The organism is Pseudomonas cichorii (assembly GCF_018343775.1).
Taxonomy (GTDB): Bacteria; Pseudomonadota; Gammaproteobacteria; order Pseudomonadales; family Pseudomonadaceae; genus Aquipseudomonas; species Aquipseudomonas cichorii.
Map to the genome: position 1 here is coordinate 3,203,070 of NZ_CP074349.1, position 16,297 is coordinate 3,219,366.

Annotated in this window: 13 protein-coding genes; all 13 read left to right on the forward strand. The window is 58.4% G+C overall.

What is annotated here, in order from left to right; translation table 11 throughout:
• Positions 1 to 168: 168 nt before the first annotated feature.
• Complete coding sequence (locus tag KGD89_RS13325; protein WP_025260279.1) at positions 169 to 1,191, forward strand: Gfo/Idh/MocA family oxidoreductase; 1,023 nt, start codon at positions 169 to 171, stop codon at positions 1,189 to 1,191.
• Entirely contained in the window at positions 1,188 to 1,979 is a 792-nt protein-coding gene (locus tag KGD89_RS13330; protein ID WP_025260280.1) for a TIM barrel protein, read from the forward strand. Before KGD89_RS13325 ends, KGD89_RS13330 begins: the two co-directional genes overlap by 4 nt.
• A 60-nt stretch (positions 1,980 to 2,039) precedes the next feature.
• Complete coding sequence (locus KGD89_RS13335) at positions 2,040 to 2,960, forward strand: sugar ABC transporter substrate-binding protein (protein ID WP_025260281.1); 921 nt, start codon at positions 2,040 to 2,042, stop codon at positions 2,958 to 2,960.
• Between the two features lie 384 nt (positions 2,961 to 3,344).
• Positions 3,345 to 5,228 carry a 3-dehydroquinate synthase gene (locus tag KGD89_RS13340; RefSeq protein WP_025260282.1) on the forward strand — a complete coding sequence of 628 codons (1,884 nt, stop codon included), beginning with the start codon at positions 3,345 to 3,347 and terminating at the stop codon, positions 5,226 to 5,228.
• On the forward strand, positions 5,225 to 6,109 hold the full coding sequence (locus tag KGD89_RS13345; protein WP_025260283.1) for a UbiA family prenyltransferase: 885 nt from the start codon (positions 5,225 to 5,227) through the stop codon (positions 6,107 to 6,109). The genes KGD89_RS13340 and KGD89_RS13345 overlap by 4 nt, the downstream gene beginning before the upstream one ends.
• On the forward strand, positions 6,106 to 6,861 hold the full coding sequence (locus KGD89_RS13350) for an EboA domain-containing protein (RefSeq protein WP_038399872.1): 756 nt from the start codon (positions 6,106 to 6,108) through the stop codon (positions 6,859 to 6,861). The genes KGD89_RS13345 and KGD89_RS13350 overlap by 4 nt, the downstream gene beginning before the upstream one ends.
• A 53-nt stretch (positions 6,862 to 6,914) precedes the next feature.
• A complete protein-coding gene (locus KGD89_RS13355) occupies positions 6,915 to 7,799 on the forward strand; it encodes a TatD family hydrolase (protein WP_025260285.1) in 885 nt (294 codons plus the stop codon).
• Positions 7,796 to 9,022, forward strand: coding sequence for a metabolite traffic protein EboE (gene eboE, locus KGD89_RS13360; RefSeq protein WP_025260286.1), 1,227 nt, complete (start codon positions 7,796 to 7,798; stop codon positions 9,020 to 9,022). The genes KGD89_RS13355 and eboE overlap by 4 nt, the downstream gene beginning before the upstream one ends.
• On the forward strand, positions 9,012 to 10,451 hold the full coding sequence (locus KGD89_RS13365; protein ID WP_025260287.1) for an alkaline phosphatase family protein: 1,440 nt from the start codon (positions 9,012 to 9,014) through the stop codon (positions 10,449 to 10,451). The genes eboE and KGD89_RS13365 overlap by 11 nt, the downstream gene beginning before the upstream one ends.
• On the forward strand, positions 10,430 to 11,587 hold the full coding sequence (locus KGD89_RS13370) for a hypothetical protein (protein WP_025260288.1): 1,158 nt from the start codon (positions 10,430 to 10,432) through the stop codon (positions 11,585 to 11,587). The genes KGD89_RS13365 and KGD89_RS13370 overlap by 22 nt, the downstream gene beginning before the upstream one ends.
• Positions 11,588 to 11,600: 13 nt before the next feature.
• Positions 11,601 to 13,988: a hypothetical protein gene (locus tag KGD89_RS13375; RefSeq protein ID WP_025260289.1), complete on the forward strand. Its 2,388-nt coding sequence runs from the start codon at positions 11,601 to 11,603 to the stop codon at positions 13,986 to 13,988.
• Between the two features lie 56 nt (positions 13,989 to 14,044).
• Positions 14,045 to 14,983, forward strand: coding sequence for a hypothetical protein (locus KGD89_RS13380; RefSeq protein WP_025260290.1), 939 nt, complete (start codon positions 14,045 to 14,047; stop codon positions 14,981 to 14,983).
• Positions 14,984 to 15,001: 18 nt separating this feature from the next.
• Complete coding sequence (locus tag KGD89_RS13385; RefSeq protein ID WP_025260291.1) at positions 15,002 to 16,294, forward strand: hypothetical protein; 1,293 nt, start codon at positions 15,002 to 15,004, stop codon at positions 16,292 to 16,294.
• The last annotated feature ends 3 nt before the right edge of the window (positions 16,295 to 16,297 follow it).

The window sequence follows — 16,297 nt, forward strand, 5'->3', positions numbered from 1 at the left end:
CTTTGACATGTCATTGTAGACATGTCTTTCAAATAGACACTCCTACATGCGCACAAACAGATATTTTCATTACATATCAATACCTTGAGAAGTGGCACAGGGCTTGCTCTCCCGTCCATAGAGCGAAGTGAGTTCACTCGCTCGCCCCATGACAACAACAAGGAACGCATGCATATGAGCAAGATCATCCGCCTGGGACTCATCGGTGCAGGCCGCATGGGCAGTTTTCACGGCCAGACAGCCGCCCTGCATATTCCGGGAGCCTGCCTGGCTGCCATTGCCGACCCGACACCGGGACAAGCCGCTCGCCTGGCTGAAAAATTCAATGTGCAGAAGGTCTACACCGACCCGCAGCAATTGCTGGATGATCCTGATATCGATGGGGTTCTGATTGCGGCTCCGGCTCGCAGCCATGCTGAACTGGTCATCGCAGCCGCACGGGCCGGAAAAGGCGTTTTTTGCGAAAAACCCATGGCAATCACACTGGATGAAGCCGACCGGGCCATCGCTGCAGCCGCCGATGCCCAAGTGCCTTTGCAAGTGGGGTTCAACAGGCGTTTTGCCAGAAGCTTTCGCCAGGCGCATCTGGATGTTGTCTCGGGCCGCATCGGCACACCGCAACTGCTGCGCTCAGTCACCCGGGACCCGGCATTGAATAATCCGGCTGGCATCGGGCAGTGGGTGATTTTCCTGGAAACACTGATCCACGATTTCGATGCCCTGCTCTACCTGAACTCCGGCGCCAAGGCCGTGGAGGTGAATGTCATGGCCGATGCACTGGTCGCTCCGGCCTACAAGGACAAGGGCCTGCTCGACACCGCGGTGGTAACGATTCGTTTCGATAACGGCGCCATCGCCACTGCCGAGGCCAATTTCCAGGCAGTCTATGGCTACGATGTGCGGGGTGAGGTCTTTGGCAGTGCAGGCATGCTGACCATGGGCAGCGTTGCCCAGTCCGAACTGGTTCGTTATCTGGCCGATGGCATCCAGGCCGACACCCAGCGCATGGACACCGACCTGCTGCGCGATGCCTACATTGCCGAACTCAACCACTTTGCAGACTGCCTGCGCACGGGCGAAAAACCATTGGCAAGCGGTGAGGATGCCAGAGCGGCACTGGCCATTGCCCGCGCCTGCATCGAGTCAGTCCAGCAGGGCAAGACGATCCGGATAGCAGGAGAACAGCCATGAGTTTCTGCCCCTTCACACTGGCCGTCAGCGCCGAAATGGTGTTTCTCGACCTGCCCTTCGTAGAGCGCGTTCGACGCATCCATGAGCTGGGTTTCAGTGCCGAAATCTGGGACTGGACCACCAAGGACATCGCTGCGCTGAGTGCCACCGGTGCTGATTTCACCTCCATGACCGGTTATATCTGGGGCAACCTGACAGACGCCGAAGATATTCAGCGCTTGCTGGACAGCGCCAGAGAATCACTGGCCGTTGCCGAGCACCTGAACTGCCCCAGCCTCAACCTGCATGGCACCGGCCTGGATAACAAAGGCCTGCCGGTCAAACCCGTCAGTCATGCCAATGGCCGGATGTGGCTGAGCGCCTGCAAGACTCTGGAAAAGATTGCCCGCCTGGGTGAAGAGCATGGAAAAGTATTCCTGCTGGAAAACCTCAATACTCAGGTTGACCATCCCGGCACGCCTTTCGCCAGGGCCGAAGACACGCTGGTCCTGATCGAAGCCGTGGACAGCCCGCACCTGAAAATGAATCTGGACCTTTATCACGCACAAATTGGCGAGGGAAACCTGATCGAACTGATCCAGCGTGCCGGAACGGCCATCGGCGAGATTCAGGTGGCCGATGTACCGGGACGCATGGAGCCGGGCACCGGCGAGATCCATTACCCGGCCATTGCCAAAGCCCTGCATCACATGGGTTATCAGGGCGTGGTGGGGCTGGAAGGCTGGGCCAGCGGCGATCCGGTCATTGCGCTGGAGCGCTTCCGCCAGGCTTTTACCCTGTCGGCGTAACCACCCGAAGCATTGATCCACTGATGAATTTCAACTCATAAGAACAAGAGGAAAACCATCATGCGTCGCTACTTGTTTGCACTGGCCTCTCTGGCACTGCTGTTCAGCCACAGCGTTTTTGCCGATGCCCGGATCGGCGTCAGCATCGCCAAGGTCGACGACAACTTCATGACCTATGTGCGCAGCGGTCTGAACGATGCCGCGAAGAAGGAAAACGTACAGATTCAGTTCGAGGATGCCCAGGGCGATGTGGTTCGCCAGCTCAGCCAGGTCGAGGGTTTCATCAGCCAGAAGGTGAATGCAATCATTGTCTTGCCGGTCGATACCGCCGCCGCAGTCAATATCACCCGTGCAGCTACAAAGGCCGGAATACCGCTGGTCTACGTCAATCGCCGCCCCGACCAGCGCCCCCTGCCCGCCGGCGTGGTCGCCGTAGCCTCGGAGGACATCCAGGCCGGGCAACTGCAAATGCAGTACCTGGCGGAAAAGATGGGTGGCAAGGGTAATCTGGCGATCATCATGGGCGATCTGGTGCAAAACGCCACCCAAGGCCGGACCGAGGGGGTCAAGCAGATTCTGAAGAACTACCCGGACATCAAGATCGTCGGCGAACAGAGCGCCATGTGGCAGCGCGACAAAGGCATGGACCTGACCAGCAACTGGCTGCTGGCAGGAGTCAGGATCGATGCCGTAGTCGCCAACAATGATGAAATGTCTATCGGGGCCGCCATGGCCTTGAAGCAGGCCGGACAAGGCTCGACCCCCGTGGTCGGCATCGACGGTCTGCCCGATGGACTGGCGGCCATCAAGCGTGGCCAACTGGCAGCATCGGTGTTTCAGGACCCCAAAGCCCAGGCCAGCAGCGCCATCACTGCCGCGCTACGGATGATCAAGGGCGAAACTGTGGAGCCCGATATCTGGGTACCTTATCAATTGATCAAGCCGGAGCAGGTAGAGGAGTTCGCGCAACATTTCAAATAACTTCGGGTAAAGCGCTCACTGAATGAGTGGCCGAGTGTTGCGGATAAATCCGGGGAAGATGACGCTCTTTCCATTGCCGCGACACTTGGCCAAAGCCCAAAAAAGACGATAACGAATCTCATTTATAAATAAAAAATAATCTCAATAACAGCAATTATTACCCCACAAGAACTTCTTTGATTCCCTCCAGAACTTCCTCCGCAAATTCTGTCATTTCACATACTTGCAAAACGCTAGCACTGAACTACATTGCTATTGATTCCAAGCCTGAACACTCAGGCGCCCTACCCGTTTGGTTGTAGAGACAGGAGTAATGCCGGCCCCGGATGCAGTTTGAAATATCTGACAAGGACACTCAGTCATAACAATCAAGAGGGATGCTTGATGAAGCATAGTCAGTTGTACCGTGCACTCTCGAAAACAGGAGTCGCCGGAAGTTGGTGGCTATCCTTGCTGTGTTTTTCGATTCTGGTCATCACCAGTTTTCTGTTGTTTGGTGAGCAGATCGAACACTTCCTGACCGGTTTGAGCCTGACGACTCCATCAGACCCCATTCAGAAGTTAAACCTCGCCCTTCTGCTGATTGCGCTGCTTGCGTTCGATGTCGTACTGCCTGTGCCCTCCAGTATCGTGGCGCTGATGGCGGTGGCGTTGCTGGGCAGTGTCGGCGGTTATCTGGTCATTTTCATTGGGCTGTGCCTGGGTGCCGGAATGGGCTATGCCCTGGGGGCCGGTTACTTGCGACTGCTGTCCAGGCGCCTGGCGGTCAACAAGCGCAGTAGCGGGCAACTGGCCTATCAGCTCAGTACCCTGTCGCTGATCTGTCTTCGTGGCGTGCCGGTACTGGCCGAAACTTCGGTGGTGGCCGCTGGCATGCAGCGCTATCCGCTGCGTCAGTTCCTGCTGGTCACTACTCTGGCGAATGCCGGGCTTGCACTGGCCTACAGCGCCATCGGCACCTATCTGATGGAAAAAAACGCACTGTTGGCCACGGTACTGGCCAGCATGGTGTTGCCCGGCCTGTTCATCGCCGGTCGCAGCCTGGTGAAAACCATAAAGAGCCGCGCTGCAAAAGACACCGACAGTCCTTTGCAGGGCCGTTTCGAGGTCAGTTACAACTATCCGGTGGTTTTTACCGATCACCTGTTTGACCCGAAAAATGACTGCTTGCGTGCGCAACTCACCGCTGAGAAGGCTGGCCAGATAACAGTATTGATCTTTGCCGACGAGCAACTGCTCAAGTCGTCGCCTCACCTTCTGCCGCAGATTGATGCCTACTTTGCCGCGCACAGCAATGACCTTCGTTTGCAGACCGCGCCCATTGCGGTGCCTGCAGGTGAACTGAGCAAAACCCCGCAAGTCCTGCACCGGCTCTATGAACACATGTTGCAGCACGGGCTGGACCGGCATTGTTATGTGCTGGCCATGGGCGGCGGTGCCGTGCTGGATGCCGTGGGCTATTCCTGCGCCACCTTCCATCGTGGCATGCGCCTGATTCGTATCCCGACCACAGTGCTGGCCCAGAACGATGCCGGTATCGGCGTCAAGAACGGCATCAACGCCTTTGGCCAGAAGAACCTGCTCGGCGCGTTCTGCCCGGCCAATGCTGTGATCAACGACTTTCAGATGCTGCTCAGCCTGTCCCAGCGAGACCGGATCGCCGGATTGGCCGAAGCCGTGAAAGTCGCTGCCATCAAGGACTCGGCCTTTTTCCAGTGGATGGAGCAACAAGCCCAGGCGCTGGCGACCTTTGAACACAGCGCCAGCCGTTACGCCATCCGCCGTTGCGCGGAGCTGCATCTGAGGCATATCACAGGCGCAGGCGACCCGTTCGAGCGGGGCAACGGTCGGCCACTGGATTACGGACACTGGTCCGCCCACAAGCTGGAAAACCTGAGCCAGCACCGCTTGCGCCATGGTGAAGCAGTGGCCGTGGGCATGGCCCTGGACGCGCTGTACGCCAATGCGGTGAAGCTGCTGTCGGACACCGATACGGAGCGCCTGCTACACCTGCTCGTGCAACTGGGTTTCAGCCTCAACCCACCGGAACTGTTGCTCAAGGACGCCCAAGGCCGCTCGCTGATCGTGCAAGGGCTGGAAGAGTTCAGGCAGCACCTTGGCGGTCAGCTTTCCATCCCGATGCTCACCCGCCTGGGTGAATCCACCGATCTGCACGAGATCGATTTCGCCCTGATGGAGCAGGCTTTGCAGCGCCTGTCGTCCTACAGCACATCGCCCCTCGGCTGGACCAAGAGTTGCCCTGAATGAACCAGACCTCCTTGAAAACCTGGATGACACTGGGCCGTGTCTCCAATCTGCCGACGGTATGGACCAATACCCTGGCAGCCGCATTGTTGGCCAGCAGCGCTGGCGCCCTCGCCCCGCCCTCGCTGCTGGTCTGGGGCCTGCTGCTGGTGGTGCTGTCGCTGCTTTATCTGTTCGGCATGCTCTTGAACGACCTGCTGGATGCCGACTGGGATCAGCAACACGATAACCCGCGCCCCATTACCCTCGGACTGGTCAGCCGCCAGCAGGTCGCACTGGCTGTCGGCGCGCTGATTCTGGTGGCGGCCGTCGCGATACTGGGCCTGAGCCAGTTGATCGAAGAACCGGACTGGCTACTGGGCAGCGCGGCGCTGTTGCTCGGCTTCATCCTGGCCTACAACATTCTGCACAAGAAATACCCCCACAGCGTCTGGCTGATGGGCGCCTGCCGCTCGGCGCTTTACCTGACAGCGGCTGCCAGTCTGAGCGTACCGCCGGAACCCATCTGGCTTTGCGCAGCATTGCTGGGTGCCTACATCAGTGGCCTGACCTACCTGGCTCGCCAGGAACATCGCAACCAGTTGCTCAGCCGCTTCCCGCTGATTCTGATGCTGAGCCCGCTGATTCTGGTCAGCTACGCCAGCAACGGCATGTTCTGGCTGGTACTGCTGATCTGGCTCGTCTGGCTGGGACGCAATTACTGGCGTCATCTGGCCAACCCGCAGCATCGTCAGGTCCGTGCGTTCATCGGCGCCGGTCTGGCAGCACTGCCGCTGTTCGACGCCATGGTTCTGGCCCTGGCGGATCAGCCATGGGGCAGCCTGCTGTGCGTTCTGGTGTTCTTTCTGCTCCCTCGCTTCCAACGCTGGATCAAGCCGACATGATCGAAATCGCCCCGAATGGACTTGCGGCACTTGAACTCAGAGACGAGATCCTGACCGAGCAGTTGCAGCGTTTCACCCGCCACCTGCCCATTTCCGAGTTGCAGTGGTGGGAAAGTACGCTGCCACAGATTGCGCAAAACCCGAGTGCCGATACGCTGGTGCTCCTGAGTAGCCAGTGCAAACGTCAACTGACTGAACAGCCTCAGGTCGACAGCGCTGTCTGGACCAAGGTGCAGCAAGCCCGCGTGCTGCTTCTGGCCCAGGCCCTCAAACATCAAGAACCGGGCAAGCGCTCACCTTTGCTGCGTCAGTTCTATGCCTGGGGCGACGATCAGGAAAAGATCGCCATCCTCAATGCCCTGGACTGGTTCGATGCCAGCGGGCAGTGCCTGGACCTGGCACTTCAGGCTGGCCGCACCCACAACAGTCAGGTGTTTGCCGCCATTGCGCTGGATAACCCCTTCCCGTCGAGCCACTACAACGAGCGCGCTTTCCACCAACTGGTGTTGAAGGCGCTGAGCATGGGCCTCGATATCCGGCGCATGCTGGGTCTGCCTGAAAGGCGTAGCAGCTCGCTGAACCAGCTTGCCCTGGACCTGCTGGAAGAACAGCTTGCCGCCGAGCGCCCGGTTTCAATCGGACTGGTTCACGTCATCGCTTTCGCGCTGCTCACAACGCCCCAACACCAAAGGCTTGCCCAGTTGAATCAGGCACAACGCCTGCCCGCCGAATGGGCCGGGCACTTTCGGTAACACCAAACCCTCATTCCCCAACGCTTGCCCTTTGCGCATTACGAGGATGTCCCATGCCCAAGTACTTCGATCCGCACATCCACATGGTAAGTCGTACCACGGACGACTATCAGAACATGGCCGCAGCCGGGATCACCGGGGTCATCGAACCCGCCTTCTGGCAAGGCCAGGCGCGCACCAGCCTCGGCAGCTTTGTCGATTACTTCGATACGCTGCTCGGCTGGGAGCGCTTTCGTGCCAGCATGTTCGGCATCCATCACTTCTGCACCATCGGCCTCAACCCCAAGGAAGCCAATAACCTCTCGATAGCCGAAGAAGTGCTGGAGATCCTGCCGCGTTATCTGGTCAAGGATGGCGTAGTCGCCGTCGGTGAAATCGGCTACGACGACATTACACCCGACGAGGATCGTTTTCTGGCCGCCCAACTGGAACTGGCCAAGCAGTTCCACCTGCCGGTTCTGGTCCACACCCCGCATCGCGACAAGATTGGTGGCACCAAACGCACTCTGGCGGTGATCCGGGAAGTCGACATTCCCGAAAACCTGGTCATCATCGATCACCTGAACGAGTTGACCCTGCCGCTGGTGATGGAAACCGACTGCTGGCGCGGCCACTCGATCTACCCCAACACCAAGATGTCGGAACAACGCATGGTGGCGCTGCTCAAGGAGTACGGCACCGAAAAAATGGTGGTCAACAGCGCTGCCGACTGGGGCATCAGCGACCCGCTCAAGGTACCGAAAACCGGTCAGGCAATGCTCGATGCCGGCTTTACCCAAGCCCAGGTTGAACAAGTGCTGTTCCATAACCCGGTGGACTTCTTCGCCCAGAGTGGACAACTGGACAAGACCCTGGTCAGCACCCCATTGCCCATCGACCAGCGCAAGCAATGGCAGGAAAACTCGGCCCTGCGTGGCCAGGAACCGGTGGTCAAATGAGCGCCGCGTCAGGCTGGACCGCCGCCCAGATAGGCTATTGCAGCAATGTGCATCCCGCACCCGGGCTGGCTGAGCTGTGCGCCTCCATCGAGCAGCATTTCCAGGGTGTACGCCAGCAACGCAAGCTGGTCGAGCAGGAAAGCGGGCTATGGATCAGCGCCCAGGCCGCACAGGAACTGCAAGATGATTCAGCGCGCAAGGCCTTTCTGGGCGTGTTGAAAAACTGCGGCGTGCGGCTGACGTCACTCAACGGTTTTCCCTACGGCCAGTTTCACAAGGGCGCAGTGAAAGCCGAGGTTTACCTGCCCAGTTGGGCGGACGGCGAGCGACTGGCCTACAGCCTGCAACTGGCAGAAATTCTCGCCGAAGCCTTGCCAGCGGACTGCGATCAGGGCGTGATTTCGACCGTGCCACTGGGTTACGCCGCCCACTGGAGCCCGGAGCGGCAACAGCGTGCCGAAGAGCTTCTCGCGCAACTGACGTCTTCCCTCGCCAGCCTTCGACACAGGACCGGCAAGAAGATCGTGATCTGCCTGGAAATGGAACCGGACTGCGTGCTGGAAAACACCACACAATCCATCGAGTTCTTTCAGCGCCTGCAAGCCCGCGATCCGCATCATGAGCATCTGGCGCTGTGCTTCGATGTCTGCCATCAGGCGGTCGTTTTCGAGCACTGCTACAAATCCCTTACGAGGTTGCGCGAAGCCGGAGTCCCGGTCGGCAAGATCCAGTTATCCAATGCCATGATCTGTCGTTTGCCCGCCGAGGGTGACAGTCGGCGTGAACACGTTCTCGATGCTCTTGGCAACTTTGCCGAAGCCACCTATCTGCATCAGGTCAAGACCCTGGACCCGCAAGGCCGGTTAAAAGCCTGGGCCGATTTGCCTGAGGCACTGGAGAACCCCGAGCAAAGCAGCGAACTGAGGATTCACTTCCATGTGCCGCTGTTCAGCGAGCAACTGCTGCTGCCGGAACTGAGCGGCAGCCAGTTGGCCCTGGCCCAGACCTTTGACTTTCTGGCAGACCACGCCGATTTCCGTCCGGTGCTGGAAGCGGAAACCTACAGCTGGAACGTCCTGCCTTCCGCCATCAGGCCGCAGACCGAGCGGGCCTTGCTGCTGGGCATCGCGGCCGAACTGCAATGGGTCGAAAAGCAACTGCTCCAGCGCGGTTTACTGCTGACCGATGCCCACAAGCAAAAGGCGTATGCCGATGCGATCTGACTTGCCGCCACTGCTGCTGATCAACGTGGTGGGCCTGACACCCGGCTTGCTGGGCGAAGCCACACCGCAGATCAATGCCTTGCTCAAAAATGCGCAGATGACCAGCTTGCAGCCGGTGTTTCCGGCGGTGACTTCCACTGTCCAGGCGTCCATCCTTACCGGCCAGCCGCCGTCGAAGCATGGCGTTGTCGGCAATGGCTGGTATTTCCGCGATCAGGCCGAAGTGCGTTTCTGGCTGCAGCCCAACGATCTGATACAGGGCGAAAAGGTCTGGCACGCTCTCAAGCGTGAGCATCCGGAGTTTCGCAGCAGCCAGTTGTTCTGGTGGTTCAACATGTACGCCGACGTGGATGCCGCCATCACGCCACGCCCCCACTACCCTGCTGACGGCCGCAAAATGTTCGGTCTGTATTCGTCACCGGCGTCCCTGCACGAAGTCATCGAGCAGCAGATTGGCGAATTTCCGTTTCCTGGCTTCTGGGGGCCAGCCGCCGGCATCGCGTCCAGTCGCTGGATAGTGGATTGCGCCATGGCCGAATTCCGCATCAACCGGCCCAATCTGCAACTGGTCTATCTGCCGCACCTGGATTACAGCCTGCAACGCCACGGGCCGGATCATCCGTCGATTGCCGATGAAGTCAGGGCCATCGACCATGAAGTCGGACGCTTGCTGGCCTTCGCCGAACAGCAAGGTGCCAAGGTCATGCTGCTTTCGGAATACGGCATAGAAGCGGTTCAGCAATCGGTGTCGATCAATCGGGTACTGCGCTCGGAAGGCTTGCTGCACGTGCGACAGTCCCTGTCCTGGGAACTTCTGGATCCGGGTGCCAGTGCGGCCTTTGCCGTTACCGACCATCAGATCGCCCATATCTACGTGAAACGGGCGCAAGACATCCCCAAAGTGAAAGCCCTGTTGCAGCGCCAGCCAGGCATCGAGCAGGTGCTGGATAAAACCGAACAGCAGGCCTGGCAACTCGATCACCCTCGCAGCGGCGAGCTGGTGGCCATCGCAGAGGCCGGTTTCTGGTTCGATTACTACTACTGGTTCGATGATCGCAAGGCGCCCGACTTTGCCCGCACCGTGGATATTCATCGCAAGCCCGGTTACGACCCGCTGGAGCTGTTCATCGACCCGGCCATTCGTTTCCCGAAACTGAAAGTGGCGCGCCGCCTGCTGCAGAAAAAGCTCGGCTTTCGCTACTACATGGACTTGATCCCTCTCGATACCCGACTGATTCGCGGCAGCCATGGACGCTTGCCCAGCGACGAACAGTCAGGCCCGTTACTTATTACAAATTGCGAACTGCAGCTGCCGGAGCGTCTTCCTGCAACCGCCGTCAAGCAACTGCTTCTGGAGTACTTCCGGGGGCACCAACACCGTGATCAGGCCAATGCCAAGGAGATTTCATGCGGCGAGCCCTTTGTGTAACCGTTCTAAGTGCCGTGGCCGGTCTGGCTCAGGCTCAGACGCCGACCCCAGCCAACTTCGATTGCACCAACCTTTTCAAGTTTGGCACCAGCCCCGCCACGACCTGGACTGCATTCCAACAGAGCCCTGAAACCATGGCCTGGAACTGGTTTGCCTGCCTGAACCAGCCCGCAGCCCAAGGCAACCCCAATCGTGTCTGGGAAACCCTCAAGCCCAGCGATCAGGTCTATCTGGGCAATGGCGCACAGCCTCTGCCCTATGCCCAGCGCGAACCGTTGCCAGCCGAGGTGAAAGACAAGGCCCAACAACTGGGCCTGAACATGCAGCGCGCGTTCCAGAACCTGGACAGCGTGCAGCAGGTGGACGGGCTGATTCTGCAAATGGGCAACCAGGTGCCTGCAGCGCAACGGGGCCAGCCGGTGCGTTTTCACCTGCAGATGAGTGAAGACACCTTCAATTACATCATGCAGCAAAAGGTCTACAACGCGAACGGCCAGGCGGCCCTGACCAGCAGCCTGAACTTTCCCTCCACAGCCTGGGAGCTGAAAACTTCCTGGCTGTGGATCGGTGCCGATCAGACTTTCATGCAGCAACTGACCAATGATGGTTACTACATCATTCAGGCCTATTACCTGGAGGACGACGAGAAAACCTATAACGTTGGTTATGCAGCCCTCAGTGGTATGCACGTCATCAACAAGCTGTCGCCAAGCTGGGTCTGGACCACCTTTGAAAACAAGAACAACAGCAAGTACAGCGTGACCAATGACACGCCGGCAAAGCCCATGACCAATATCACCGGGCCAACAGCGGCGGCAAAACCGGTCAACGCCACTTTCCAGGCTCAATACCCTGCGCTGGCGCAATACGAATTGATCGGCGTCCAGTATCAGAACGACGGACAGTTGCTGGCCAACTCGCAACTGGAGTCGGCTTTCCAGAGCAATTCCGACTGCCTGGCCTGTCACAGCACAGCGGCCTATTCAACGAAGACCAAGACTTATTTCAACTTTGCGCTCGACCAGAATGGCGGCCTCGCCTACCCGGTCAAGGAGCTGCCCGAGTCGGCCTATGCCGGTTACGAAAAACTGGACTTCGTCTGGTCGCTGAAACGCGCCCAGTGGCAACGACCTTAAGGAGCATGACCCTATGAGCGTGTTGAATTTCCCCCGTATCTATTTCAATGGCCACATGTTCTGGAACCCGCCGACGGCCAACAACAACGACATGTTTCCGCTGTACGACGCGGTCAAGATGCAGATGAACTGGCCGTTTCTGGCCGAGTACGGCATCACCCCCGAAAACGCCGCCAGCACTCTGCTGCCCTGGACCATCGCACCGATTCCCACCGTTCCAGACTATGTGCTGCAAGTACCCGGCAACGCTGCGGCGAGCGGTATCCCTGGCGAATGGAACCTGTTTGGCGATAACAGCTGCGGCACGGTCAGCCACAACCTCACCCAGTCGCTGGTCATCGGTGGCGAGTTGCAGACCAACAGCTACATCAGCCAGGACAACCTGGTCAACAAGAGCTACCAGTTGACAGGCAACCCCTTTGGCGGCACGGCACCCTCCGCGGCACGTTTCGTTGATGTCAGCCCCTGGCAGAACACATTCACGGCGCTGTACTTCGACAATCTGGTCATAGGCGACAGCCAGTGCGGCCTGACCCTCAATCGCCAGCACCGCATGCTCGACCGCTTTCTGAACTTCAACTGGGGAGCCTTCGGCGGCCTGAGTTATGTCACCACCACCTGGCAGACCTGTTTTCCCAAGGAAAACCTGCAATGGGTGATCGGCGACTCGGTTCTGTTGCAGAACCTGCAGCAGCAGATGGAACAGCAAAACGCCAAAGGCCTGATGTTCCGCTTCTCGACCTATCTGACCTACTACGACAAGAACGGCATCTTCAACGACTACCCCCCCTTTATCACTCACCCGACAGGCAACGAAAGCCCGGCAAAAATACTGGCAGAAATGCAGGCCATGTATCAGAAAGGTCTGGATAACGTCGCCGATATCTTTTTCAACCCGGCCTACAGCCGCACGGCCGGCACACTGGGGTTATGGTTCGAGGATGAATTCCCGACCGCACCCGCAGGGCAGCGTCTGGTCCCGGCCTCGCCTATCAGCGTTTACAAGACCAAACCCGGCGATACCCCGCTACCGCCTGGCGTGGCTATCCAGCTTGGGGTGATTTCGGCTCAGGTGCAGCCTGAGAACAACACCCTGTCGCTGGACCTTGGAACCGGATTCCCGTTCTATCCGGTCGACAGCAAGGCGGCCATTCCCGTTGCGGAAAAATTCCAGGCCGGTGACTACCAGGTGGGCGTGCGCAATAACGGAAAATTCACTCCGGTAGCGAACTTCGGCTTCGAGCAGTACCGGCAGTTTGCGTTCGACAAGCGCGCCGGTATTCTCGACTTTGTCCTGAGCGCCGATGACATCGCCACGCTGCAAAGCGGGCCGCTGGAACTGCGCTTGCTGGGCTCGTCACCCAAGACCGCCGCCACGCAACAGATGTGGACTGCCGAGGTAGTGGAAAGCGCCAGCTTCATCGATGTGGGTGATATCAAGACCCTGAATATAATGGTCCAGTACGACGGCAAGCCGGCAGTGGACACAGTGATCTGGGTGGCGGAATACAACAACGCCTTCTCGGTAACCACCAGCGACTATTATCTGGCCTTCCGCAATGATCCGGACTTCACGCTGTTCACCAACAATCCATTGGACTACTCGCAGAACCAATCCCGACTGCCGCAATTTATCGATACGCCCCTGGTAGTGAGTCAGGCAACCAAAGGCAGCGGCCGCAGCCTGAGTGCCGTACATTCTGCGGCAATCAACACGGGAACCAATGGCGATAAAGTCAGCTATCAGGCCTATTTGCACGAACCCACAGCGCTGTCCCTCAAACATTGCCTGACGTTTGCCAATGCCACCGACCTGCAAGGCACCCTGCAGGGCAACACCACGGTGGATTACAGCGTGGTACAGATCAAGACCGACGCCAAAGGCATTGCCCAGGTGATGATCAACGCCACGGCAGCCGGCTTTCCCACCCTGAGGTTCTTTGTCCAGGAAGGCGATCAGCCTCCCGCGATCCCTTTCAGCTTCAACTACATGGAAGCCTACACCGACTTCCTGGCACCGTTGCGGGTGCTGCCTATGGAGCCCAAGTTGCAAAAGGACTTCGTCGACTACTGGAACAGCATCTGTACGCAACAGGATGCCCGTGTATTGATCTGGGAACAGTTCATCTACCCGAAGATCCTGCAGCCCTTCTACTACCTCTACCCGATCATGACCAAGTACATGCCGCTCAACTCCCTGAAACGCATCGAGGGCGCGGTCGATCAGTTGATCAAACTGATCGGCAAGCCATACCAGGAAGAAAGCACACTGGCGATGCCCATCACCCGTGACATGCCGCAAAGCCGACGCGCCGTGCTGGAGCTTTGGGCGCAATCGCTGGTGAAGGCGAACTACCCGCCCATGCCGCTGAGCATGAGTAATTACCCTCAAAGCTGTTAAACCCGGCAGGAAAGCGGGTGGCTGAAAGGCCATCCGCGCTTGCAAAGGAGTGTCGTATGAAGTCCAGCATTTTGATTCGGCTGTTCATGTTGTCGAGCCTGCTGTTTTGCAACACCCTGTTTGCGCAGGACGGCGGCGATGTCTACTTCAGCATGGGTGTCCATAACACTTCGGGCTGCACCGAAAAGAATGGCAATTGCATTGCCAAGAGGAATCCGGGCGACCCAAGCGATCCGTTTTTCCCCGCGTACTGGGTCAGTGACTGGACCATGTACCGGGTCACTACTGACAGCTACAAGAAAAACCCGCCGCCTTACAGCAACCCGCCCGCCACCCTGAAGCCCAGTGACTACAGCGTTTCCAAGGGCACCAGCTATTACGACACCACTTACATTCCCGCCGACGGCGATGGCTACGGCGCGATGATGGAGCACTACGAGAAATACTGCCTGCCGATCTTCCCGATCAAGGACAACAATTACACCTGCTCCTTCGTATCGCTGGGCAACAAGGCATACTTCCTGACCTACGAGCAGGACCGCCCCAAGGGCATGCCCGCCTGCTGCATGTTCTCGCCCATGAACCACCCGCCTCGCCAGGACTTCATCCAGCACCTGCCTTACAGCGTCGAGCGCAGCAAAAACCTCAATGCCAGCGTGCAGGCCTATTCCATCGATGTACCGGGGCCGGATGGTCCGATCCTGTTCGGTTATTCATTCTTCAAGGACGCCACCAGCGACCAGAAAGGCCAGGCTCCTTATCGGCATCCACAATCCTTCTTCTTTTCAGGCGATGTCTCCACCGCCAATGCTCCCATCGTCAGCCAGAACTACACCAACTTTCGCGTGAGCAAACCGGACCCGGCCACCACCTGGGCACAAGTGGCGAAGATGTGTCCGGCCAATCCAGAGCCCTGCCAGCTGTTCAATCCGCCAGCCACGCTGAGCAATGGCAAAAAGGCGCAATGGAACAACCTCATGCCCAACAAGCCCTGACAGACAAGGAGGTACGCCATGAACTCTCGATATCGTCTTGCCCTGGCACTGCTTGGCAGTGTCAGCCTGCCTGCCCTGGCTCTGGAACAACCGATGCCTGATGTGTCGGTGACGAGCCTCAACTGCCAGCTTCCCGGTAGCGCCCCAGCCGCCAAAAGCGGCCAGGACCTGTTCGATCTGTACAGCTGGCAGATGTTCATCGCCCTGAACTGGCCCGTAACGGATGGTCAGCGCGGAGTCCCCGACTGCAGCAAGAAGCCTGGCGATGCGGGCTACACCGTCTGGCAGAGCTACAAGAACGTCAGTGAAATATTCCCGGCGGACGGCAGTAATCCAGGCCCCTGGAATACTCCGTTGACCGGCAGGAATCTGGGCATGATCAATATTTCGGCCCTGAAAAATACCGGTGTACTTCAGGCGGTCGATCAGGCCGTGGGGGGCTGGCTGATCGATCAGCGCGGCAATCCGACCTATTACGACATCTCGGCCAACGAGGTTTCGTACACCTACATCGTGGCCAACAACTTCTACAACGCCAATGTGGTTTCCAAAGCCAGCAACATTTCATTCCCCAACGGCGTCATCGAGGTCAAGTCGAGCTGGCGCATCCTCACACCTGCCGACAACGCCAGCCGTTACCTGACGGTTCATTCGCAGGTCGATCTGTTCGATGATCAGGGCAAACCCACTGGTGCTGTTGCAGATGCCTATCTGGGGCTGGTGGGTCTGCATATCATCACCAAGGTTCAGGGCTACCCACAGTGGATCTGGTCCACCTTCGAGCAGGTCGATAACGTGCCACCCAAGAAGGAATCGGGAGGCCAATGGATCGACAACCCGGCACCCGGCATCAACTACTCCTACTTCAACCCCCACGCCGAGCCTGCCAGCCTCAATCAGTCCCCGTGCGACTGGCAGACGCAAGATAACAAGATGGTGTGCGTGCCCAAGGCCGGCACCACCTTCCAGACCCCGAACCCGCTGAACCGGGTGACGCCGATTGCTCTCTCCACCGAACTGATCAACAAGGGGTTCCAGCTCAATCCCGGCCTGCAGCAAAGCGCTCTGAAGTACTACCAGCTCGTCACGACCCAGCGTCCGTTCAACCCGAACAACCCCGGTAATCCGTTGGGCCAGCCGACCCCGGCACTTTCGGCCAACGTCACGATGGAAAGCTATATCCAGGCCAACAGCAGTTGCATGGCTTGCCATTCCATGGCGACACCGGTCGGCAGCCCTTACAAGGCCGACTTTTCCTACATGTTCAAATTTGCACAACCCGCCGCCCAAGGCGCCAAGGACGAGAAATAGATC